We start from the raw sequence: 21,586 nt of genomic DNA, 5'->3' as shown, positions 1-21,586 counted from the left end.
CGGGGGGGGGGGGGGGGGGGGGTTTGGGCGCGGGGGGGGGGGGGGGGGGCGGTTGGCGGCCGGGGGGGGGGGGGGGGGGGGGGGGGGGGGGGGGGGGGGGGGGGCCCCGCCCCCCCCCCCCCGACCGTAGATGTCCGTACAACTTCAGGCATTCGTCTGCCGTACAGCGGGCAGTCATGAACGGTCCGCCGGGCGGTACCCCGTACCCGCTGTTCTTGGGGGGCCCGTCCTCCACCCCTTCGTGACCCGCGGAGTCGTCCCCCATGGCTGATCTGAACCGCCGCCGTTTCCTCCAACTGGCCGGCGCGACCGTCGCCTTCTCCTCCCTCTCGGAAAGCATCGCCGTGCCGCCGCCATCGCCCCGGCGGGGAGCACCGGCACCATCCAGGACGTCGACCACATCGTCGTGCTGATGCAGGAGAACCGTTCGTTCGACCACTACTTCGGTGCGATGAAGGGCGTCCGCGGCTTCGGCGACCCGCGCCCGGTCACCCTGCCGAGCGGCAAGTCGGTGTGGCACCAGACGGACAGCGCCAAGAAGGAGGTGCTGCCGTTCCGCCCGCAGGTCAGCGACCTCGGCATGCAGTTCGTCCAGGACCTGAACCACGACTGGGCCGGCGGCCACAAGGCCTTCAACAACGGCAAGTACGACCAGTGGGTCCCCGCCAAGACGGCCACCACGATGGCCTACCTGACCCGCGACGACATCCCGTTCCACTACGCGCTCGCCGACGCCTTCACCCTCTGCGACGCCTACCACTGCTCCTTCATCGGCTCCACCGACCCGAACCGCTACTACATGTGGACGGGCTACACCGGCAACGACGGTACCGGCGGCGGCCCGGTCCTCGGCAACCAGGAGGCCGGCTACGGCTGGACGACCTACCCGGAGCGCCTGGAGAAGGCCGGGATCTCCTGGAAGGTCTACCAGGACATCGGCGACGGCCTGGACGCGGCCGGCTCCTGGGGCTGGATCGGCGACGCCTACCGCGGCAACTACGGCGACAACTCGCTGCTGTACTTCACCAACTACCGCAACGCCAAGCCGGGTTCCCCGCTCTACGACAAGGCCCGCACCGGTACGAACGCCAAGGCGGGCGACGGCCTGTTCGACCAGCTGAAGCGGGACGTCCAGGCCGGCACGCTGCCGCAGGTCTCCTGGATCGCGGCGCCCGAGGCGTTCACCGAACACCCCAACTGGCCCGCGAACTACGGTGCCTGGTACGTCTCCCAGGTCCTGGACGCGCTGACCTCCAACCCCGCCGTGTGGGCCCGCACCGCGCTGTTCATCACCTACGACGAGAACGACGGCTTCTTCGACCACGTGGTGCCGCCGTTCCCGCCCTCCTCGGCCTCCCAGGGGCTGTCCACCGTGTCGACCACGGCGGACTACTTCGCCGGGAACGCCGGCAACGCGGCCGGCCCGTACGGCCTCGGCCAGCGCGTCCCGATGCTGGTCGTCTCGCCGTGGAGCACCGGCGGGTACACCTGCTCGGAGACCTTCGACCACACCTCGATCATCCGCTTCATGGAGCGCCGCTTCGGCGTGGCCGAGCCCAACATCTCGCCCTGGCGGCGGGCGATCTGCGGCGACCTGACCACCGCCTTCGACTTCACCGCCTCGAACCCGGCGCCGGCGGTGCTGCCGTCCACCGCCCGCTACCTCCCGCCGGACCGCAACCGGCACCCCGACTACGTCCCCACCCCGCCCGCCACCGGCACCATGCCGCGGCAGGAGGCCGGCACCAAGCCCACCCGCCCGCTCAAGTACGCCCCCTACGTGGACGGTTCGGCCGACACCGGCACGGGCAAGTACCGGCTCACGTTCAGTGCCGGCGCCGCGGCCGGCGGCCAGTTCCTGACGACCTCGGCCAACCGCACCGACGGCCCGTGGACGTACACCGCGGAGGCGGGCAAGACGATCGCGGACGCCTGGAACACCACGTACTCCAAGGGCGTCACCGACCTGACCGTCCACGGCCCCAACGGCTTCCTGCGCCGCTTCCGCAACCCCGGCAAGACCGCCGGGCCCGAGGTCGCCGCGCGCCACAACCCGACCACCGGCAACCTCGACCTGACCCTGACCAACGCGGGCACGGCGGACGCGGTCCTCACCGTCACCAACGCCTACGGCGGCACGCCACGCACCGTCACCGTCCGCCCGGGCGCCACCGTCGCCCACACCGTCGACCTCGGCGGCTGCCGCAACTGGTACGACGTCACCGTCACCTCCAGCGCCACCGGGGACTTCGTGCGCCGGCTGGCCGGGCACGTGGAGACCGGGGCGCCGGGCCTGTCCGACCCGGGCATCGTCACCTCCTGACACCGGGCGGCCGGAGCCTTCCCCGTTCCGCCGTCACTGTCCGTCAACCCCCCTCCGCCACTGTCCGTCAACGCCGGTGCGGCCCCCTCGGACCCCGGCACGTCCCGCCCCCGTGGCCGGACGTGCCGGGGCCCGAGGCCCGTCCTACCGTAGGAACATGGGCACGATCCGTACGGAAACCGTCTCCGGCGGTGCCCGGCGGTCCCGGATCGACGAGCCGTCGAGCGCATCGCGCACCGGGGGCGCGAGCCCGTTGGACCTGGTCACCCTCGGGGCCCTGATGGCCCGCTCCCGGGGGCGGCCGGAGACCGTGGTGGCCCTGCTGGACGGTCCGGTCGCCCTCGGGCACCCGGGCCTGCGCGGCGGACGCCTGCGCCGACTCCCCGGCGGCACCCCGGTGGGATGCGCCGAACCGGGGAGCGAGCAGTGCCGGCACGGCACCTTCGTCGCCGGCCTCCTGGCCGCACGACGCGGCACGGTGGCACCCGGCATCTGCCCGGACTGCACCCTGCTGGTGCGGCCCGTCTTCGCCGAACCCGGGCAGCCGGACGCCGCCGCGCCGCGGACCGACCCCGACCAGCTCGCCGAGGCGCTCGCGGCCGTCGTGGACGCCGGTGCCCGGGTGGTGAACATCAGCGCGGACCTCAGCTGGTCGGCGGTGCGGGACGGCCGGGCGCTGACCGGAGCCCTGGACCACGCGGCCCGGCGGGGAGTGATCGTGGTGGCCGCGGCCGGCAACCAGGGCGTGGTCGGCAGCTCGGTGCTCACCCGCCACCCCGCGGTGATCCCGGTCGCCGCCTGTGACCGCCACGGCCGCCCGGCGCCCTACTCCAATCTCGGCGCCACGATCGGGCGCTCGGGTCTGAGCGCCCCCGGCGAGGGCCTCCTCGGTCTGGCCACCGGCGAGCGCCAGCCGCCGATCAGCGGCACCAGCGTCGCCGCGCCCCTGGTGACGGGCGCCGTCGCCCTCCTGTGGTCCGAGTTCCCGCGGGCCGGCGCGGCCGACGTCCGCCGGGCGCTGTGCGACGCCGCCCGCTCCCGCCGGACCCTCTGGCCGGCCCTGCTGGACGCCTCGCGCGCCCTGGACCGGCTGGCGGCCCGGACCGGTGGGACGACCACCGCGAGGAGGCCCTCATGACCGACCGCACACCGGCCGCCCCCGAGCCGGCCCGGAAGCAGGACCGGCCCAGGATGCGACTGCCCGGGTTCCTCACCGACGAGGACGTCGGGCTGGGGGACGTCATCAAACGCGCGACCTCGACGGTCGGCATCCGGCCCTGCGGAGGCTGCCGCCGGCGCGCCGAGACGCTCAACCGGTGGGTGGGCTTCCGCGGCCGCTCGCCGCGGTGAGCACCCGCCGGCGCAGGAACGAGGAACACAGCCGATTCCGCAGCAGAAGGGAGTGGACCGATGGAGGAGTCCAGCACCGAGCGCACGGCAACAGAGCTGATCGACGAACCCGCGGGAGCGGACGGTACGGGTGGCCCGCGGGCGCGGGCGGGCGAGACCGCCGAGGTGGTCCCCGTGTCCGTCGCCGCCGCGGAACCGACCCCGGCCGGCTGCCCCGGCTGCGGCGGAACGGACCCGTTCCGGGCCGGGTCCGCACACGTCTACGCGGTGGGGCGCATCGAACCGCGCTTCCCCACCCTGAGCGCGGAGAAGGAGTTCGCCCAGGTCACCGGCCGGTCCGAGGTCACCGGGCTGACCGACCGGGAGGCCCTGCAGGCCGTCCTCGCCCAGCCCGGGAACCGTTACCTGGCACGGCAGTTGTGCTGGGTGCTGACCATCCAGGGGTTGGAGACCTACCTGCTGTACCCCCGCGACCCGCTGGACCTCTCCCAGCTGGTCGAGGCCGTCCGCCCGAGGCCCGACCCGGGTGACCTCGACGTCGTCATCGGCACGGCCGGGCCGATCGCCCCGCCGGAGGCCTGCAACGGGCTGACGGTGCCCGTGGTCGCCTTCGACCAGATCTACTCCTTCGACCGCCGGACGCTGCTCGGCAGCCTGCCGGTGCCGGACGGCCAGGACGAGGACCGCTACCGCTCGACCGCGGAGGAGGTGCTGGACCTGGTCCTGCAGCTCTCCGACAACGCGGGCGCCGCCGACGAGCACCGGGCCGTCAACTACCTGGCCGTCCGGTACCCGGCCGTCTACGCGCGCGCGGCCGAGGCGTTCGGCCGCAACCAGTCCCTGAGCGCGGTCGAGGTCCGGCCGTCGCGGATGGGCGGGGGCGGCCGGACGATCGTGGACGTGGTCTTCTCCTACACCGGTCGCGACACGGACGTCACGGAGAAGGCCTTCGTCCGGGTCGACGTGACCGAGCGGTTCCCCTTCCTGGTCACCCGGCTCCAGCCGTACTTCGAGCGCTGACGACGGTGAAGAAGGCCGCTGGGCGGAGCCAGGAGCCAGGAACCAGGAGCGAGGAGCGAGGGACGAACGGGGCAGAGGACGAACCGAACCAGTGAGAGGAGAAGCGTCATGCTTCCAGGTTTCACGGCTGACCGGGCGACGGCGGTGACGCGCGGTCACTACCGGGGGAGGGGCCGCAGCACCATCGCAACCGCCGGCACCGAGGTGCCCGCCGTCCACCGGGCGGCCGTGCAGGGCGCGTACGGGGGCACGTGGTGCATGGGCGGGGTGATCACCGTCGTCACCGTGGACCGGGACGACGAAGGGAGGGTCACCGGCTGGCACAACGTCGACGAGATCGGCAGCTGCGAGCCGTCGAACGGCAACTTCCCGATGTAGACGGCGCTACGGGCGGCCCTCGGGCAGCCGGGCGCGCAGTACTGCGGGTCCCCCCTGACAGGAGGTGTCAGGGGGGACCCGCAGTACTGCCGGGCCCGGTCGTCGCTACACGACGCACGGGGCCTCGCCGTAGGAGACGCTGCCGTCGTCACAGCTCACCTCGACCGGTGCGTAGCCCGGGCCGACGCAGATCCCGCCGCCGCTCGCGCCGCGCATGCACGACACGTCGTCCGCGGGGGCGCAGCCGCCGTACGAGTAGCTGCAGCCCGCCGGACGGACCAGCCCCTGACGGGCGGAGCCCCACGAGCTCCGGCCGGGTGTGCCGCGACGGCGCCAGGGCTCGGCGACCTGGGTCCCGCGGGGTACGGCGTACCGCAGGGCGCCCTCGTCGACGGGGAACCCGCCCGAGTCGCAGCAGGGGCAGCCCTCGGCGGTGATGCAGACGCAGTTGGGGATGCAGCCGAGCCCGGAAGCATTCAGCCCGGATCCGAGGGCCCGGGCCGGGGCCACCCCCCGGCGCCCGGACGGCGGGCCCTGGCGGTGGGCGCCGGTGCGGTAGTACCCGCCCGGTGGGCCGAGCGACGACTCGGCGGCAAAGCCTGGCATGTTCATCGTGATTGCCTCCTCCCGGAGTTGTCCTCCGAGCAGCGTGAAGCGGTACCGGCCGGGTCGGGGTCGGCCGGTTGCGCGGTCGGGCCGGTCGCGCGGTCGGGCCGCGGAGGTCGCGAGGGGTGCGGAGGCCGCGACGGGATCCGGCGGCGCTCCGGTGGCGATTCGGTGGCCGGGGCTGACACGGCCGGGGCTGTCGGGTCCGCCCCCGGAACGCGAGCCCTCCACTCCTCACGATAGGGAGCCCGACACCCCGCGGCATCCCGGCCGCCGACCCCGCGCGGGCGCCCGCCCCACGGAGAGTGACGACGCGCCGGACGGTCCGGCGGAGCAGCCCGGCCGGGCCTCGCTCCGGCCCCGTCCGGGCATCACCCCGACCCCGTCCGGCCCGTGGTCCGACCTCACCCGGAGCGCCGTCGCGGACGCCGGGCCGCCACCCCGGGGCGGTCGGCGGATACTGGGACCCGTGTCCGCGCACTGGGTGCTCCACGTGGACCTCGACCAGTTCATCGCCGCCGTCGAGGTCGCCCGCCGGCCGGAACTGCGGGGTCGGCCGGTGGTGGTCGGCGGCACCGGCGACCCGACCGCCCGGGGCGTGGTGTCCACCGCCTCGTACGAGGCACGCGCCCACGGCGTCCACTCCGGGATGCCGCTGCGGCTGGCCGCCCGGCGCTGCCCGGAGGCGGTGTTCCTGCCCGTCGACGCGCCGGTCTACCGGGAGGCCTCCGAGCGGTTCACCGACACCCTGCGCCGCTTCCCCGCCGTGGTGGAGGTGCTCGGCTGGGACGAGGCCTTCCTCGGCGCGGACACCGACGACCCCGAGGCACTGGCCGCCCGGATCCGGGCCGCGGTGCACGTCGGGACGGGCCTCTGGTGCTCGGTGGGGATCGGGGACAACCGGCTGCGCGCCAAACTCGCCACCGGCTTCGCCAAACCGACCGCCCCGGACGGGCCGCCCCCCGGGCACAGCTTCCGGCTCACCCGGGAGAACTGGGTGTCCGTGATGGCCGGGCGCCCGACCGACGCCCTCTGGGGGATCGGGGCCAGGACGGCCCGGAAGCTGGCCGACGCCGGCATCGGCACGGTCGCCGAGCTGGCCGCCGCGGACCTGGAGGAGCTGGCCGCCCGGTTCGGCCCCGTCACGGGCCCGTGGTACCGCGCGCTCGCCCACGGCGCCGGCGACACCGAGGTCAGCGACGCCCCGCACCGCGCGCGCTCGCACAGCCGGGAGACCACCTTCCAGCACGACCTGGTGGACCGCGCGGAGATCGCCCGCAACGTCACTGTGCTGGCCGGGCGGGTGGCCCGGGACGTCGAGGACGAGGGCCGGCCGGCCGTCCGGGTCACCGTGAAGGTCCGCTTCGCGCCCTTCCACACCCACACCCACGGCCTCGCCCTGGAGGCACCGACCAGCGATCCCGCCGAGATCACCCGCGCGGCGCTGGAGGTCCTGGAGCGCTTCGACCGGGACCGCCCGGTCCGGCTGCTCGGCGTCCGCGCCGAGCTCGGCGAGCCGTAGCAGCCGCGAGCCGTCCCGTCCGGCCCACGGGCTCACCGGCCCACGGGCTCACCGGCCCACGGGCTCACCGGCCTACGGACGATCTGGCCCACGGGCTCGCCGGCCCACGAACGGTCCGGCCCACCGGTCTACCGGCGCACGGACGGTCTGGCCCACCGGCACCCACCGGCCCTCGCCGGCCCTGGGACCGTCCGACCGCGCGGCGCCCCGGCCTCGGGCGGTGCCTCACGCCGAGCCGGGACGCCGCCCGGCGCCGGCCGCGTCCGTCGCCTCCGCGGCCTCCGCCCCCTCGACGAGCAGGCGCGCGGCCACCGCCGCCCCGTCGGTGCGGATCGTGCAGGCCTCCGCCAGCGCCCAGGTGCGGGCCTCGGGTGCCAGCGCCGTGGCGAGCGCGGCGGACAACGAGTCGACGGTCGGCGTCCGTCCCTCGTGGGCCACGCCGATCCGCAGCTCGGCCACCCGGGCCGCCCAGTACGGCTGGTCCGCGATCCGCGGGACCACCACCTGGGGCGCCCCGGCGACGGCCGCCGTCGTCGTGGTGCCCGCGCCGCCGTGGTGGACGACGGCGGCCACCCGCCGGAACAGCGCCTGCTGGTTCACCTCGCCGACGACGAAGCAGTCCTCGCCGTCGTCGACCGGGGCCAGCCCGGCCCAGCCGCGGGCGAGCACCACGCGCCGGCCCAGGGCGCGGCAGGCCGCCACGGCCACCCGGGCGATGTCCGCCGGGGCGTGCGCGGCCATGCTGCCGAATCCCACGTAGACCGGGGGCTCCCCGGCGTCCAGGAAGGCCTCCAGGTCGGCCGGGAGCGGCCGGTCGTCGGCCAGGATCCACGCCCCGGTCTGCACCAGGTCGAGCTCCGTCATGCCCTGCGCCGGGCAGAGCGTCGGATCGGCCGCCAGCCACGGCCGGTCGCCGAGGACGTGGTCACGGACGTTCTCCACCGGGGGCAGCCCGATCGCCGCCCGGCGCGCGTTGAGCGCCGGCCCGTACAGGGCGTTCACCCGCTGGGCGTCCTGCTCCCAGAGCACCCGGTTGTCGGTCTCGCCCGCCGGGGACGGCGTGCCCGGCCGGGCTCCCGGCGGGAAGTGCCGCGACGGCAGCCCGAGGACGTGGAAGCAGGCGAGCACGTACCGGATGCCCAGCTGCTCCGCCACGTCCCGCGCACCGGCCGGCATCAGGCCGGTGGCCAGCAGCACGTCGCACCCCTCGGCCGCCGCGGTGAGCGTGTCGAACCGGGCGGCGACCAGCTCCGGCGCCAGCCGGAAGGCGTCCTCCGCCGTCGGTGGCCGCGGGCCGGCGACGATCGAGCGCACCGTCGGGCCGAGCGGCACCAGCGGCACTCCGACCCGCTCCAGCAGGGCCGCGAACTCCTCGTCCGGTGGCGCGGACACCCGCACCTCCGCGCCGAGCTCCCGCAGGGCCACCGCCAGCGCCGCCAGCGGCTCGACATCCCCGCGCGATCCCCATGTCGTCAACAGCACGCGCATTTCCGAGACTCCCGTTTCCGCAGGTCATGGCATTTCCGGGGGTCGATTGTGCGGCAGGAGGGGGGCCTTGCCACAAGCCCCCGGGTGGGCTATAGCTTGGTAGTGGCGGGGAGAGCCGTCGTTCCCCCGCCCCCTCCCGCACCCGGCCGGGTTCCGGCCCGCCCCACCCGCGCGTCGTACCATCACGGCCATGCCGCATCGGGAACTCCCCTGGACCGTCGCCCTGGTGAGCGATCACACCGGGCCGGGCCCCGCGCCGGCCCGGCGCCGGGAGCGCCCGGACGGCCTGCTGGCCGCCAAGGGCGGGCACCGGATCCACGCCCGCGAGCAGGCGGTGGCGTGCACCGCCGCCGACGGCCGCCACCTGTGGACGCGCCCGCTGGAGGGCCTGCGCTGCACCGGGGCGTACCTCTCCGGTGGCCGGGTCCTGGTCACCACCGACACCCTCGCCTACACGCCCTGGGGCTTCACCGGCCCGGCGCTGCTGCTCGACCTCGCCGACGGCGCCCCGCTCGCCGAGCAGCGGGCCGGGTCGGCAGCGGCGCTGAGCGGCGGCCGGTTCCTGGTCGGACTGCGCGGTTACGACGTCTTCGACACCTGGCAGTACGCGCCCGACGGCACCGTCGCCGACTCCTGGCGCAGCTGCGGCCACTTCGTCGTCGGCAGTGGCGTCCGGGTGGTCGAGACCCGGGGCTCCACCGCCGAACCGAGCCGGGTGGTCCGGCTGCACCCGGGCGGGGTGGTCGAGCCGGGCCCCGAGCTGACGGAGTCCCAGGTGGGCCGGCCGGTGGTCCTGGAGGACGGGACGGTGCTGGTCCTGGACGCCGGGGTGCTTCGCGCCGTGGACCGCGCCCTCGCCGGCACGGTGCTGGCCGAACTCCTCCCGGTGCCGGCGGGGGAGCACCACCGGTTCCTCGGCTCGCTGCGCCGCGAGGGCGAGCACCTGGTGGCCCGGATCGAGGCCCGCGACCCGGAGGACCCGCGCAGCTGGACCACCCGGACCTGGACCTTCGCGCTGCGGCGGCGGCCGGGGTCCTGACCGGTGTCTCCCGGTTCGTGTCTCCCGACCCGTGTCTCCCGACCCGTGACTGCTGACCCCGACGCGTAAGGCCTCGTCCCGGTGCCGTGACCCGGTCGGTCCGCACCATGCCGTTCCGCCCGCCAACCGGGCGAGCCGGCGGTCGGGACGGCATGGTGCGGGCGGTCCGGGTGCGCCGCGGCCGGACACTGGCGGCCCAGGGGCAGGGCAGGAGGCGGGAGACGCATGGACGACGACGGCCGACACACCGCCCAGGGCACGGGGACCACGGGCACGGGGACCACGGGCACGGACCCGGGCACGGATCCGGGAACGGCCGACCGGGCCGGGGTGCTGGGGACGGCGCTTGCCGGGGTGCTCGCCTTCTCGCTCTCCTCCGGCTCCTGGCAGTGGTTCTCCACCTACCTCGGGCTGACCCTGCTCGCCGTGGTGTTCGCGTTCAGCCGACCGCCGAGCCGGACGCCCGGCGCCGGGGCCCGGTTCGCGCGGAGCCTGGCGGCCTACGCGCTGGTCGTCGGCCTGGCCGCGGCGCTGGCGCTCGCCCCGGCGATGCAACGCTGGGCGTGGCTGTTCCCGATGCCGGAGACCCGCAGTGCGTGCGCCCACCTGGGCCGCTACGCCGAACTCGGAGCCCAGGCCGCGCTGGGTGACCTGGCCGGCCAGGACGCCGCTGCCCTGGCGTACGCGCAGAGTGATCAGGCCCGGCACGCCGTCGACGACTGCCTGGCCGCCCCGACGACCCGCTGGCTGCCGGTGTACGGTCTGGCAGCCGCGGTCCTGGCGGTGCTCGCGGTCTGGCTCGCAGACCGCTCCGGCACACGCCGCCGGGCCGCCGCACCCGAGGAACGGTGACGGAACGTCACTGGATCGGGCTGCTCCCGCACCCCCGCCCGGCCCGACCGGGAGTAGGTTCGGAACCGTCAGGGCCGGCGGCGCCCGGTGGCCGGGCAGGCGACGGGGCGGCGGCGGTACGGCTGCGAGGGCTCGGGAGGGCCGGATGAGTGGTGCCAGGGTGGCCGTCGTGACCAGCGGCGCCGGGATCGAGTTCGACGAGGACCTGCCGCTCATCGTGCGGGCGCTGCGCGCTGACGGCCTGTCGGCCGAGTCCGTGCGCTGGGACGACGGCTCGGTGGCCTGGGCGGAGTACGACCTGGCCGTCATCCGCTCGACGTGGGACTACGTGGAACACCTCGACGCGTTCCTGGCGTGGGCCGACGGCGTGGCGGCCGCCACCCGGCTCTGCAATCCGGCGCCGGTGGTGCGCTGGAACAGCGACAAGCACTACCTGAGGGAGCTCGCCGCGCGCGGGGTCGCCGTGGTGCCGACCCGGTTCCTCGAACCGGGGGAGCGGTTCACCGCCGCGGACCTCGACGGGATCGGCGGCGCGGACGGCGTGGTGGTCAAGCCCGCGGTCTCGGCGGGTGCGCAGGACACCGCGCGCTACCGGCCCGGAGGGTCGGCGGACGCCGCCCGGCACGTCGGGATGCTGCAGGAGCGGGGAGGAGCCGCGATGGTCCAGCCGTACCTGCCGCGGGTGGCGGAGGGGGAGCGCGCCCTGGTCTTCCTCGGCGGCGTCTTCAGCCACGCGATCCGCAAGGACCAGCTGCTCACCGAGCCCGGGCTGATCGACAACGACCGGATGCCGCACCTCGGCGTCACGCCGTACCGGCCGACCGGTGCCGAGATCCGCACCGCGCTGGCGGCGCTGGCGGCCGTCCCGTCGCCGGACGCGCCGCTGTTCGCCCGGGTGGACCTGGTCCTGGACGGGGCCGGGGAGCCGGTGGTGATGGAGCTGGAACTGATCGAGCCGAACCTGTTCCTGGCGGCGAACCCGGACGGGCTGGGGCGTTTCGTCGCGGCGGTGGCGGCGCGGGCCGCGGCGCCGCGCTGAGCGGGGACCGCTCCGGCCGGGCTCTTCGCGGGCCGGGTCCTGTGCGGGCCGGGCGGTTCGAGTCGGCGCCGACCCCGGGTGGGGTGAAGGGTGGCCCGGGGTCGGCGCGCGGGGTGGCTCAGGCGCGGTGGTACTGGATCGGCCTGGTGACCTCGCCGCCGAGCTCGGCGGCGGCACGGCGGGCCCAGGAGGGGTCGCGGAGCAGCTCGCGGCCGAGCAGGACGGCGTCGGCCCGGCCCTCGGCGAGGATGGCCTGGGCCTGGGCGGGCTCGGTGATCAGGCCGACGGTGGCGACGGGCATGCCGGTGCCGTTGCGCACCGCCTCGGCGAAGGGCACCTGGTAGTCCGGTCCGGCCACGATCCTGGCGTCGGGGGCGTTGCCGCCGGTGGAGACGTCCATCAGGTCCACGCCGTGCGCCAGCAGCTCCTTGGCCAGTCGGACGGTGTCCTCCGAGGTCCAGCCCTCGCGGTCGTCCTCGGGGTTCTCGGTCAGCCAGTCGGTGGCGGAGATGCGGAAGAACACCGGAAGGTCCTCGGGCCACACGGCGCGCACGGCGTCGACGACCTCCAGGGCGAGGCGGATCCGGCCCTCGAAGGAGCCGCCGTAGGCGTCGGTGCGGCGGTTGCTGTGCGGGGAGAGGAACTGGTTGATCAGGTAGCCGTGGGCGCCGTGGATCTCGACCCCCTGGAAGCCGGCCTCGAGCGCGCGGCGGGCGGCGTCCCCGAACTGCCGGACGATCCCGGCGATCTGCTCGGTGGTCAGCTCCTCGGGCGTGGTGGACGCGGCGTCGAACGGGATGGCGCTGGGGCCGACCGGGGTCCACCCGTGCGGCTCGTCCGGGGCGAGCGCGCGGCCGCGCTCGATCCAGGGGCGCTCGGTGGACGCCTTGCGGCCGGCGTGGGCGAGCTGGACGACCGGAACGGTGCCCTGCTCCTTCAGGAAGGAGGTGATCCGCCGGAACGCCGCGGTCTGGGTGTCGTTCCAGAGCCCGAGGTCGTACGGGGAGATGCGGCCCTCGGGGCTCACGGCCGTCGCCTCGGTGATGATCAGCCCGGTGCCGCCGGCGGCGCGGGCCGCGAGGTGGGTGAAGTGCCAGTCGTGCGGGACACCGGCCGCGTCGCCGTCGGGGGCCGCGCTGTACTGGCACATCGCCGCCATCCAGATGCGGTTGGGGACGGTGAGTTCCCGCACGGTGTACGGGGCGAAGAGTGAGGTGCTCATGTCGGACTCCCGGTGAGGCGGTCGGCGCGGTGGTTGCGGCCGATCTTTGCGCGTGAACACAATAATTGTGCACGCGCGTAAGTTGCAAGCGCTGCCTATTTTTCCCGCCGGGCGACGCCTGGGTCGTTCCCGGGATCGGAGCCCGCCTCGCCGGGCAGCAGGGCGAGCAGGCTGCGGCGGGCCGAGTCGACGTGCTCGCCGGCCAACCGGTCGAGCTCCTCCTTCGCGCCGCCGTCCCGCAGCAGCCGGGCCAGCTCGCGGTGCTCGTCGACGACCAGGGCGCGGTACTGCCCGCGGGCGAGCGCGACCCGCTGCAGCTGGAACAGGAACACCTGGGAGCGCACCGCCTGCCAGGCGTCCGTGAGGCGCCGGTTCCCGGCGGTCGCGTACACCTGGTCGTGGAAGGCCATGTCCAGTGCCAGCAGGTGCGGCACCCCGGCGCCGTCGGCCAGTGCGGCCGCCATCGACTCGACCAGTCGGTCGAGCTCGTCCAGCTGCGCCGGTGTCGCCCGCCGGGCGGCGGTCGCGGCGGCCAGCCGGTCGAGCGCGGCCCGCACCCGGTAGACCTCCTCCACGTCGTCGGCGGTCGCCGCCACCACGGTGGTCGGGCGGTGCCAGCCCGTCCGGACCAGCCCCTCCCGTTCGAGCCGGGCGATGCCCTCGCGCACGGCGCCCCGGCTGACGCCCAGCGAGTCGGCCAGTTCGGTCTCCCGCAGCGGGGAGCCGGGCGGGAAGTGCCCGTCGAAGATCGCCTCGCGGACCCGGTCCGCGACCTCGTCGGCCAGCCCTCTGCGGGTGGCCTTCATCAGGGGTAGGTCACTCATGCCCGAATGTTGACATTCGGACGATGTCCGGATCAAGGTGGAACCGCCGCCGTGTCGCGCACGGTGCATCCCGCCCGCGACCCCCAGGGAGCGTCACCCATGACCCGTCCAGCCCCCGCGGCGACCGTGGCGACCGCGGAGCCGGAAACGACCGCGGACGTGACGGCGTCCGCAGCGACCCCGGCGTCCCGTCCGGTCCGGGGCGTCCTGGTCACGGGAGCCTCCCGGGGCATCGGCCGCGCCGTCGCGCACGCCTTCGCCGCCGCCGGCGACCGCGTCGCCGTGCATTACGGCTCGAACGCCGCACAGGCCGAGGCCACCCTGCTCGCACTCCCCGGCGACGGCCACGTGCTGGTGGGCGGCGACCTGAGCGACCCCGCGACCGCGCAGCGCGTCGCCGACACCGCGCACGCGGAGCTCGGCGGGGTGGACGTCCTGGTCAACAACGCCGCCGTCGCCACCTCGGAGGCCAACGCGCACCCCGTGGCCACGGTCCCCTACGAGGACTGGCAGCGGATCTGGCGGCAGATGGTCGACGTCAACCTGCTCGCCGCGGCCAACCTCAGCCACTGCGTCGCCCGCCACCTCATCGCCCGCGGCGCCCCCGGCCGGATCGTGAACATCGGCTCCCGCGGTGCCTTCCGCGGCGAACCGGACCACCCCGCCTACGGCGCGACCAAGGCCGCCCTGCACGCACTCGGCCAGTCCCTCGCCGTCGCCCTGGCCCCGCACGGCATCTCGGTGACCTCCGTCGCCCCCGGCTTCACCGCCACCGAACGCGTCGCCGACCGGCTGACCGGGGCCTCCGGCGACACCCTGCGCGGCCAGAGCCCCTTCGGCCGGGTCGGCACCCCCGAGGAGGTCGCCGCCGCCGTCCGCTACCTCGCCTCGCCCGAGGCCACCTGGGCCTCCGGCACCGTCCTCGACCTCAACGGCGCCTCCCACCTGCGGCTCTGAGCGGCCCGGGCCGCCGCAGTCCGACGGCGGCCGCCCGGTCGTCCGTGCGCCGTCGCACGGGTGGGTAGCCTTCCCCTGCGGCAGGGGTTCCACCCGAACCGCCCCGGAGCGATCCGGGTCGTGCCGCGGTGAGCCGGGGGAGGCGTCGTGCCGATCGAGTTCGTCCGTCGCGTGGACGGCCTGGTCTACCGCTTCCGGGAGGACGGGACGTTCAACGGCCGACCGTCCTACCGGCGGCTGGACCTGGACGTCCGGTGCCGGTGGCTGCCGGAGCGGGGCTGGTGCACCGTCGACGCCGACGGAACCGCCAACTCCTGGCCGCTGCACGGCCGGAGCGGCGAGGAGGAGGTGCCGCCGCGCGGCCCGTGGCGCAGCTGGAAGGCCGGCAGGTCGTACCTGTACGACCTACGGCGCCTCGACGAGCCGCGCTGAGGGCCCCGTGCGCCGCGGCGCGGGCCGCGTGCGTAAATCGGTTGGGCGGACGACATCCGGCTGGTAACGTCTGCGCAGCCGTGAACGAACGCGAGGAGGTGAGACCCATGAAGGCTGTCAGCAGGTGGGTGCTCCCCCTTGTCGTCACGGCGGGCGATTGACGAAGGTGTCGCCGGGAGCGCCTCGGAACAGGTACTCCCGAAAGGCCACACCCATGAACCCTTCCCATCCCGCCTCGAACCAGGTCGACCGCGAGGTCGCGGTGACGAGGATCTCGGACACCCAGTGGCAGGCCGTCGCGGACGACCAGGTGGTCGGCTGCGGCGACGCCTCGCGCCGACCCGACGGCCGGCTCTTCGTCAGCGTCGACGTCTGGCAGGACACGGACTTCGACCTCGTCGCCACCGCCATGCTGGCGGACCTGGCGGCCCCGCTGTACACCGTGGTCGACGAGGCCGACCCCGCGTCGACGGCCGCCTGGCAGCGGATCGGCTTCGCGGTCGAACGCCGCGAGTGGGGCTACGTCGTGCCCACCGACCCGCAGGTCACCGGGCTCGGCGAGGTGCAGCCGCCCGCCGGCGTCACCGTCCTGTCCGCCGGCGAGGCGCAGGAGGCCCCGCTGCTCGCCCTGGACCGCGTCGTCCGCGACGAGGTCGAGTCCTCCGTCGGCTGGCGATCGATGCCGGCCGAGGTCCTGCCGCGACCGGCGGGGACGACCGTCGTCGACTCGTCGCAGTACGCTGTGGCTCGGCAGGGCGACGAGTATGTCGGCCTGATCCGGGTGAAGCGGCTGCCGCGGCAGCCGCGGATCGGACTGGTCGCCGTCCGCGCCGACCACCACCGCCGCGGGGTCGCCCGGGCGCTGCTCGCCCACGCACTGGGCGAGCTGCACCGCTCCGGCACCGCCACGGCCTGGGCCGAGGTCACGGAGACCAACACGGCCGCCACCGCCCTGTTCGAGGGCATCGGAGCCCGTCGCTCGGGCAGCACCCTCGAGCTCGTCCGCCGCTGACGCCCCGTCACGCGTTCGGCGTCTTGCCGCACGACCGTATGACCGCACGATCGCCACACCGCCACACCGCGCGTCTTGCCGCACGACCGTATGACCGCACGATCGCCACACCGCCACACCGCCAAGCCGTATTTGTAGCCACCGCGCGTCGACGAACGAAGAAATGAGACTCATGACCAAAGCAGCAGGAAGCAGCATCGAGGTCGAAGGCACCGTCACCGAGTGCCTGCGCAACGCCACCTTCAGGGTGGAGCTCAAGAACGGGCACACCGTGCTCGCCCACATCAGCGGGAAGATCCGGAAGAACTACATCAAGATCCTCCCGGAGGACCGGGTCCTGGTGGAGCTCAGCACCTACGACCTGACCCGCGGCCGCATCCGCTACCGCTACAGGTAGGACCGCAGCGACGCCGGCGCCACCCCGCGGTGGCGCCGGCGTCGCCGTGTCCGGGCCCGTGCCGCTCGCCTGTTCGACCGACGGCCCGTGCTGCCGAACCCGTGGGGCGGGGGGCGCAGGAGCGCAGGATAGATCGCGCGCCGGTCGGGCGCCTCGCCCGCTGGGGTGCCGCGGCCGGTTCCACTCATCCGGCGGACCGCTGCCGCCACGGCCGCCGCCCCGCGCCGCCGCCGGCCCGGCGGACGGACCGGGGATGAGCCCGTCGGCCCAGGTCAGGACGGGGGCGATCGCTGCAGGGCCGGCTGCTGGCGGCCACCGCCGCGTCCGCGTGTCGCCCCGTCACACGCGCCACACCCGCCCGACGAGCCCCGCCACGCGCGGGCGAGGCGGATGGATCTGGCCGATAAGCCGTCAGTCCGTGGTCGATGAGATTGACTGCGAACGAAGGGACTGGGGATGCTGATCGGGCACGATGCAATCGCCAATCGGTTGCGCGGTGGATTCCGGGCTCCGGGTCCCGGGTTTCGATTCGGAATTTGATTCCATTCGAATGAGGAGAATTCGTGATCTCGAAAACGAAGAAGATCGTCAGCTCGCTGACCGCCGCGTTCGCCGCGGCGGCGGCGTTCACGGTGGCGGTGCCGTCCGGCACCGCGTTCGCCATCGACCACATCGAGTGCCGGGGCGGGGAGGAGTTCCTGAAGATCTGGTCGCACAGCGGCGGCAGCCAGAGCGTCGACTGCTACGCGAACGCCGGCCGGACGTCCTTCGGCGGTTGGTGGGTCGACCGGATCTCCACCGGGAACAACGACCTCATCTACTACGATGCCAACGGCGACTCCGTCAAGATCCCGCGCTGGACCGACATCTCGTTCCCGAACCGACCGCCGCAGGTCAACTCGATCGAAATCCTCTGACGGACCGCCGGTCGAAGGCCGGGAGCCGGCTCCCGGCCGAGTTCCGGAACGGCTGAGCGCTCGCGTCGGCCGACCCGACTCCGGGTGGATACCGAATTCCCCTGCCAAAGGAATGCGCCCACCCGGCTCCGTCCCCGCGGCCGTCCCCGGATCCGTCCCCGGGGCCGGCCGCGGAGGGCGTCCTGGCCTCGGTGGTACGCCGCCTCACCGCGGTGACGCTGGGTGACCCGGGGCCCAGGACAGATGACGGACCGCCACCACTAGACTCCCCGCGTGTCTTCCCATCAGCTGATAAGCCTGGCCTCCGGTCTGAGCCTCGTCACAGCACTCGTCGTCCTGGTCAGTCGCTGGAGCGCCGGCGCCCGGGCACCGGAACGGCCGTCGATCGCGCTACCGACCTTCGACTACCGGGCGCACGGCGGTTCCGGCTGGATCGACCAGACCCTCGCCATCACCAACCCGAACGCCGTCGACGTGGCCCCGGTTCTCGCCTTCACCCCCGTGGACGCCGACGGGCGCGCCCTGCGCAAGGTCCGCGTCGGCACGGCGTACGGCAGCGACCGGGGCGAGCTCGTGGTCCACCCCGACGGCGGCTTCGACGTACTGAACTTCTCCGGCCCGGACGCGGACCGGGTGGCCGACGTCCGGGTGACCGTCACCAAGCTCCTGGTGCTGCCCGCCGCCGGCGCGTCCGGCTACATCGAGGCCAAGCCGACCCGCGGCGGCGAGGCGGTCAGCCGCTTCGCCGCCTTCGACGCCGTCGTCCTGGAGAACCCGCATCCGGAACCGGTCACCCGACGCGTGGTGCACCTGGTCTACGACTCTCCGCGGCCCGGGGCCTCCCAACAGGTCGTCCACGTGACCCCGATCGGAGACCTCGCCGTGGTGCCCCCCGAGGGCCACCTGGTCGTCCCGGTCACACCCCCCGTCGCCGCCCTGATCCGCGACCGCGGCGCCGGCCAAGCCGTCAGCCTCAAGACCTATCCCTCCCGCTGACCCCCGGCCCCTCGGGCCCCCGGGAACCGGCCGCCCCACGGCCCAGGGACGCTCTGATCGCCGTTGCTGCGCGCCGGTCCGGTCGGGTGCAGCCCCGCTGCCCGCGTTCCCGCGGCCGGCGCCGGCCCGGCGGCACAGCCGCGTACGGGACCGAGGGCAGGACGAGGCCAGCCCGTTCCGGGCTCTGCCGTCCGGTCGTCCTGCCGTGCCTCCGGCTCGCCGACGGCTCCCACCGGGAGCGCCCGGAATCGCCCCGCAGACGGGGTTGACGACGGTGCTAGGGCTTGTCTGACAATTCGCGTCGCATCCGCGCGCGGCGGGAATTGTCAGACAAGCCCTAGCGGACGGGAACCGTGATGCTGATGCGCTTGCCGCCGGTGGGCAGCGGCCGGACGGTGCAGGTGGCGGAGATCCGGCGGACGATCATCCAGCCGCGGCCGCCGAGCCGGCTCGGGTCCCGGCCGTCGGGCTCGGGCTCCCGGGGGCACTGGCTGGTGGCGTCCTCGACCTCGATGCAGAGCACCGTGGCGTCCGCGACCAGCCGGGCGCGGAACGCGGTGAGGCCTCCGCCGTGGCGTAGGGCGTTGGTGACGAGTTCGGTCGCCGCCAGGTGGGCGTCCCGACGGGCGGCGCCGGTGTCACCGGGGACGTGGTCGAGCAGGCCGGTGATGACTGCCCGGGCCTGCGCGGCCGTGGTCACCGCGCGGCCGGCGTCGACCGGCCCGGACAGCGGCTCGTCCGCGAGCTCTCCCGCGGGGGCCGGTACGTGTGCGGACACGGGGCTCGCCGTGCGGTCGGGGCGGGGGGACGGTTCCGGCATGCGAGGACCTCGAATGAGTGGAGTCGCAGGGCGTCCGGCGGCGTGCGGGGCCCCCGAGGCGTCGGCTGCCGCGTGCCCCGGAGGTCGGGCACGCCGCCGCACCACACCGGCCGCGGACGTCATCGGCGGTCGCCCCTGCGCGGCTTCGTGACGTCCGCGCCGGCAACCGCCTCCCCGGCCGAGGCTGCGAAGTGGAAGTAGCCGGCGGTGGCGGAAACGTCGAACAGTCGCTGCACCACCGGGTCCAGCGGACCGGCGATGACGAGTCGCCCGCCGGCTGCGGCGAGGCCCCGGTGCGCCTCGAACAGGGTGTGCAGGGTAGAGGAGTCGGCGAAGGTCACCCCGGACAGGTCCGCGATCAGCAGGGCCGGACGGCGCCCACGGGCGCAGCGGATCCTCTCGGCGAAGTCCTGGGCGCTCTCCCAGTCGAGATCGCCCCGGGCGCACACCACTTGATGGCCATCCGGCTCACGGGCTTCGCGGCTGCCCGCCTCGGCGTTCTCCGTCACAGCGGGATGCTACGGCATCCCGCTGTGACGGAGCCGGGCGGGTCCCCCGTCCCTGTGCAGGACGTTACGATCGCCCGGTACGGGGCGTACTGTCGACTCTGTCGGCCTCGGACGGACATCGGGCCAACGGCATGGTTCGTCCCCGTCCGCGCCGCATCCGTGGTGGTCCCCGGCCGCTGCCAGAACGAGTGACGAGGTGATGGTCCGACAGGGCCGACGCGATGGTACCCCTTCCGACGGACACCCCCCGCACGACGGCCGAACCCGGGCTGACCTTCCTCGGTGATGCCCCTTATCCGGTCCTGGTCCTGGCGGCCGACGGATCGGTCGTACACGGCAGCGACGCCGCCTGGGAGCTGATCGGCGGCCCCGCCGGAGCGGAGGGCGGGACGATCGCACCGTGGCTGCTCGACGCGCACCTGCGGATCTCGGCCGACCGCGACGGCCGCGACCACGACCCCCGACCGGCGGCGGTGCCGGTGCGCGGGCTCCTCGCCGGTGGCGAGGTGGAGGCCCATCCGTCGGTCCGGGCGGACGGCACCGTCGTGTGGTGGCTGGTGGACGGCGCCGACCGTGGTCTCGCACTCGCGGTCGAACGCGAACGTTGGTCACTCCTGGCCCAGTTGTCGAGCCTGCTGCTCTCCTCGCTGAACGTCCAGCGGTGCCTGGAAACCACCGCGCAGCAGGCGGCCGCCCACCTCGCGGACGCGGCGGTGGTCATCTCGCCGACCAGCGGCCGGGTCTTGCGCTTCGTGTCCTGTGTACGCGGCGGCCGGCCGGTGCACGGCGGCGTACGGGCGGACCCGGCGGAGGTCCCCGGCCTGGCGGAGGCCCTGCGCGGCTTCCCGCCGGTACCGTCGCGCTGGATCGACCCGGATGCGGCGCCGGACTGGCTGCTGCCCGACGGTCTGGACGCCCTCGGCGCGGTGTCCGTCACCCCGCTGCCGGGTCACGGCGTGCCCGCAGGGGCACTCGTGCTGCTGCGCGGCCCCGGGCACGGCGCGTTCGCGCCGTCGGAGGAGGTCTTCGCCAGGCTGTTCGCCGCCCGGGCGGGCGCCGCCGTCTCCGCCGCGGTGATGTACTCGGAGCAGGCCGCCGTCACCGACCTGCTGATGCGCGAGCTGCTGCCGCCGCGGCTGGAGCAGGTCAACGGAACGGACTACGCGGGCGGTTACCGGGCCTCCGTCGACCGGGACCGGATCGGGGGCGACTTCTACGACGTCCACCCCGCCGCGGATCCCGATGGCGAGACGCTGGCGGTGCTCGGCGACGTCTGCGGCAAGGGGCTCGAAGCCGCCGTGCTCACCGGCAAGATCCGCAACACCCTGCACGCGCTGCTGCCGATGGCGGACGACCACCCCCGGTTGCTGACGCTGCTCAACCGAGCCCTGCTGACCTCGCACCACACCCGGTTCGCCACGATGGTGCTGGCCTCGGTCCGCCGCCGGGAGGAGCGGGTGACGGTCCGGCTGTCGGCGGCCGGCCACCCGGCTCCGCTCATCGTCCGTGCCGACGGGCGGGTGGAGGCGGCCCGCACCTCAGGGAGCCTGGTGGGCGCGCTCCCGGAGACCACCGTCGAGTCGGACACCGTCGTCCTGGCACCGGGCGAGGCGTGCGTGCTGTACAGCGACGGCGTCACCGAGGCCCGCGGCGGCCCCCTCGGCGACGCGATGTTCGGCGAGGAGCGTCTGCGCCGGGTACTCGGCGAGTGCGGGTCCATGCCCGCGGAGGCGATCGTCGAACGCGTCCTGATGCTCGCCTCCCAGTGGGTCGGCAGTGGCCGCCACGACGACATGGCCGTCATGGTCGTCGCCGCGCCGCGCAGCGGCGGGCTGCCCGGGGACGGCGGGCGCGGCATCGACGGGTTCGCCGCGTGACGGCCC

General features: G+C 74.8%; 21 protein-coding genes and 1 pseudogene. 16 read left to right on the top strand and 6 right to left on the bottom strand.

The annotated features are described in order from the left end of the window. The first annotated feature begins 263 nt into the window (after nucleotides 1-263). From ACIRS1_RS07540 to ACIRS1_RS07520, 5 genes and pseudogenes are all read left to right on the top strand, one after another. Nucleotides 264-2,323: pseudogene (locus tag ACIRS1_RS07540) on the top strand (phosphocholine-specific phospholipase C). Between the two features lie 157 nt (nucleotides 2,324-2,480). Continuing rightward, nucleotides 2,481-3,461 carry a S8 family serine peptidase gene (locus ACIRS1_RS07535; RefSeq protein WP_402837666.1) on the top strand — a complete coding sequence of 327 codons (981 nt, stop codon included), beginning with the start codon at nucleotides 2,481-2,483 and terminating at the stop codon, nucleotides 3,459-3,461. After that, the gene (locus ACIRS1_RS07530; protein WP_387903781.1) at nucleotides 3,458-3,673 is read left to right on the top strand and encodes a hypothetical protein; all 216 of its coding nucleotides are present in this window, start codon (nucleotides 3,458-3,460) and stop codon (nucleotides 3,671-3,673) included. The genes ACIRS1_RS07535 and ACIRS1_RS07530 overlap by 4 nt, the downstream gene beginning before the upstream one ends. A gap of 60 nt (nucleotides 3,674-3,733) precedes the next feature. Further along, on the top strand, nucleotides 3,734-4,693 hold the full coding sequence (locus ACIRS1_RS07525) for a hypothetical protein (protein WP_402837664.1): 960 nt from the start codon (nucleotides 3,734-3,736) through the stop codon (nucleotides 4,691-4,693). Between the two features lie 108 nt (nucleotides 4,694-4,801). Then, nucleotides 4,802-5,071, top strand: coding sequence for a hypothetical protein (locus tag ACIRS1_RS07520; RefSeq protein WP_387903778.1), 270 nt, complete (start codon nucleotides 4,802-4,804; stop codon nucleotides 5,069-5,071). 105 nt (nucleotides 5,072-5,176) lie between these two features. Here ACIRS1_RS07520 and ACIRS1_RS07515 read toward each other — a convergent pair whose 3' ends face one another. Further along, on the bottom strand, nucleotides 5,177-5,683 hold the full coding sequence (locus ACIRS1_RS07515) for a hypothetical protein (RefSeq protein WP_402837662.1): 507 nt from the start codon (nucleotides 5,681-5,683) through the stop codon (nucleotides 5,177-5,179). A 463-nt stretch (nucleotides 5,684-6,146) separates the two neighbouring features. Here ACIRS1_RS07515 and ACIRS1_RS07510 point away from each other — a divergent pair, with 463 nt between their 5' ends. Continuing rightward, nucleotides 6,147-7,199, top strand: coding sequence for a DNA polymerase IV (locus tag ACIRS1_RS07510; RefSeq protein ID WP_402837660.1), 1,053 nt, complete (start codon nucleotides 6,147-6,149; stop codon nucleotides 7,197-7,199). Nucleotides 7,200-7,424: 225 nt separating this feature from the next. Here the strand turns inward: ACIRS1_RS07510 and ACIRS1_RS07505 are convergent, their stop codons facing one another. After that, nucleotides 7,425-8,687, bottom strand: a complete 1,263-nt coding sequence (locus ACIRS1_RS07505) for a glycosyltransferase (protein WP_402837658.1) — start codon at nucleotides 8,685-8,687, stop codon at nucleotides 7,425-7,427. Nucleotides 8,688-8,877: 190 nt separating this feature from the next. Between ACIRS1_RS07505 and ACIRS1_RS07500 the strand changes: the two genes are divergently transcribed. The 3 genes from ACIRS1_RS07500 (at nucleotide 8,878) to ACIRS1_RS07490 (ending at nucleotide 11,617) form a co-directional block, all read left to right on the top strand. Beyond that, the gene (locus ACIRS1_RS07500; RefSeq protein ID WP_402837656.1) at nucleotides 8,878-9,726 is read left to right on the top strand and encodes a hypothetical protein; all 849 of its coding nucleotides are present in this window, start codon (nucleotides 8,878-8,880) and stop codon (nucleotides 9,724-9,726) included. A gap of 225 nt (nucleotides 9,727-9,951) precedes the next feature. Next, nucleotides 9,952-10,578 carry a hypothetical protein gene (locus ACIRS1_RS07495; protein WP_402837654.1) on the top strand — a complete coding sequence of 209 codons (627 nt, stop codon included), beginning with the start codon at nucleotides 9,952-9,954 and terminating at the stop codon, nucleotides 10,576-10,578. A 145-nt stretch (nucleotides 10,579-10,723) separates the two neighbouring features. After that, nucleotides 10,724-11,617 carry a RimK family alpha-L-glutamate ligase gene (locus tag ACIRS1_RS07490; RefSeq protein WP_402837652.1) on the top strand — a complete coding sequence of 298 codons (894 nt, stop codon included), beginning with the start codon at nucleotides 10,724-10,726 and terminating at the stop codon, nucleotides 11,615-11,617. Between the two features lie 118 nt (nucleotides 11,618-11,735). Here the strand turns inward: ACIRS1_RS07490 and ACIRS1_RS07485 are convergent, their stop codons facing one another. Next, a complete protein-coding gene (locus ACIRS1_RS07485) occupies nucleotides 11,736-12,839 on the bottom strand; it encodes an NADH:flavin oxidoreductase/NADH oxidase (protein ID WP_402837650.1) in 1,104 nt (367 codons plus the stop codon). A 95-nt stretch (nucleotides 12,840-12,934) separates the two neighbouring features. After that, complete coding sequence (locus tag ACIRS1_RS07480) at nucleotides 12,935-13,663, bottom strand: GntR family transcriptional regulator (protein WP_402837648.1); 729 nt, start codon at nucleotides 13,661-13,663, stop codon at nucleotides 12,935-12,937. 99 nt (nucleotides 13,664-13,762) lie between these two features. On the opposite strand from ACIRS1_RS07480, the gene ACIRS1_RS07475 reads away from it, so the two are divergent. From ACIRS1_RS07475 to ACIRS1_RS07450, 6 genes are all read left to right on the top strand, one after another. Continuing rightward, on the top strand, nucleotides 13,763-14,620 hold the full coding sequence (locus ACIRS1_RS07475; RefSeq protein ID WP_402837646.1) for an SDR family NAD(P)-dependent oxidoreductase: 858 nt from the start codon (nucleotides 13,763-13,765) through the stop codon (nucleotides 14,618-14,620). A 147-nt stretch (nucleotides 14,621-14,767) separates the two neighbouring features. Next, on the top strand, nucleotides 14,768-15,052 hold the full coding sequence (locus tag ACIRS1_RS07470; RefSeq protein WP_402837644.1) for a hypothetical protein: 285 nt from the start codon (nucleotides 14,768-14,770) through the stop codon (nucleotides 15,050-15,052). Nucleotides 15,053-15,266: 214 nt separating this feature from the next. Next, nucleotides 15,267-16,064 (top strand): GNAT family N-acetyltransferase, encoded by a 798-nt coding sequence (locus ACIRS1_RS07465; protein WP_402837642.1) that lies wholly within the window; start codon nucleotides 15,267-15,269, stop codon nucleotides 16,062-16,064. 172 nt (nucleotides 16,065-16,236) lie between these two features. Next, on the top strand, nucleotides 16,237-16,461 hold the full coding sequence (infA, locus tag ACIRS1_RS07460) for a translation initiation factor IF-1 (protein WP_360206599.1): 225 nt from the start codon (nucleotides 16,237-16,239) through the stop codon (nucleotides 16,459-16,461). A gap of 563 nt (nucleotides 16,462-17,024) precedes the next feature. Then, nucleotides 17,025-17,378 carry a beta/gamma crystallin domain-containing protein gene (locus ACIRS1_RS07455; RefSeq protein ID WP_402837640.1) on the top strand — a complete coding sequence of 118 codons (354 nt, stop codon included), beginning with the start codon at nucleotides 17,025-17,027 and terminating at the stop codon, nucleotides 17,376-17,378. Between the two features lie 273 nt (nucleotides 17,379-17,651). Further along, nucleotides 17,652-18,374 carry a hypothetical protein gene (locus tag ACIRS1_RS07450; RefSeq protein WP_402837638.1) on the top strand — a complete coding sequence of 241 codons (723 nt, stop codon included), beginning with the start codon at nucleotides 17,652-17,654 and terminating at the stop codon, nucleotides 18,372-18,374. Between the two features lie 337 nt (nucleotides 18,375-18,711). Here the strand turns inward: ACIRS1_RS07450 and ACIRS1_RS07445 are convergent, their stop codons facing one another. Together ACIRS1_RS07445 and ACIRS1_RS07440 are read right to left on the bottom strand one after the other, a co-directional pair. Then, complete coding sequence (locus tag ACIRS1_RS07445) at nucleotides 18,712-19,152, bottom strand: ATP-binding protein (protein ID WP_402837636.1); 441 nt, start codon at nucleotides 19,150-19,152, stop codon at nucleotides 18,712-18,714. A gap of 161 nt (nucleotides 19,153-19,313) precedes the next feature. Next, nucleotides 19,314-19,703 carry an STAS domain-containing protein gene (locus tag ACIRS1_RS07440; protein ID WP_402837634.1) on the bottom strand — a complete coding sequence of 130 codons (390 nt, stop codon included), beginning with the start codon at nucleotides 19,701-19,703 and terminating at the stop codon, nucleotides 19,314-19,316. 221 nt (nucleotides 19,704-19,924) lie between these two features. Here ACIRS1_RS07440 and ACIRS1_RS07435 point away from each other — a divergent pair, with 221 nt between their 5' ends. Continuing rightward, entirely contained in the window at nucleotides 19,925-21,580 is a 1,656-nt protein-coding gene (locus ACIRS1_RS07435; protein WP_396316472.1) for a PP2C family protein-serine/threonine phosphatase, read from the top strand. Nucleotides 21,581-21,586: the final 6 nt, after the last annotated feature.

The organism is Kitasatospora sp. NPDC101176 (assembly GCF_044768035.1).
GTDB lineage: Bacteria > Actinomycetota > Actinomycetes > Streptomycetales > Streptomycetaceae > Kitasatospora.
The sequence above is the reverse complement of the archived record's forward strand: the minus strand, read 5'-3'. Positions and strand labels throughout refer to the sequence as shown.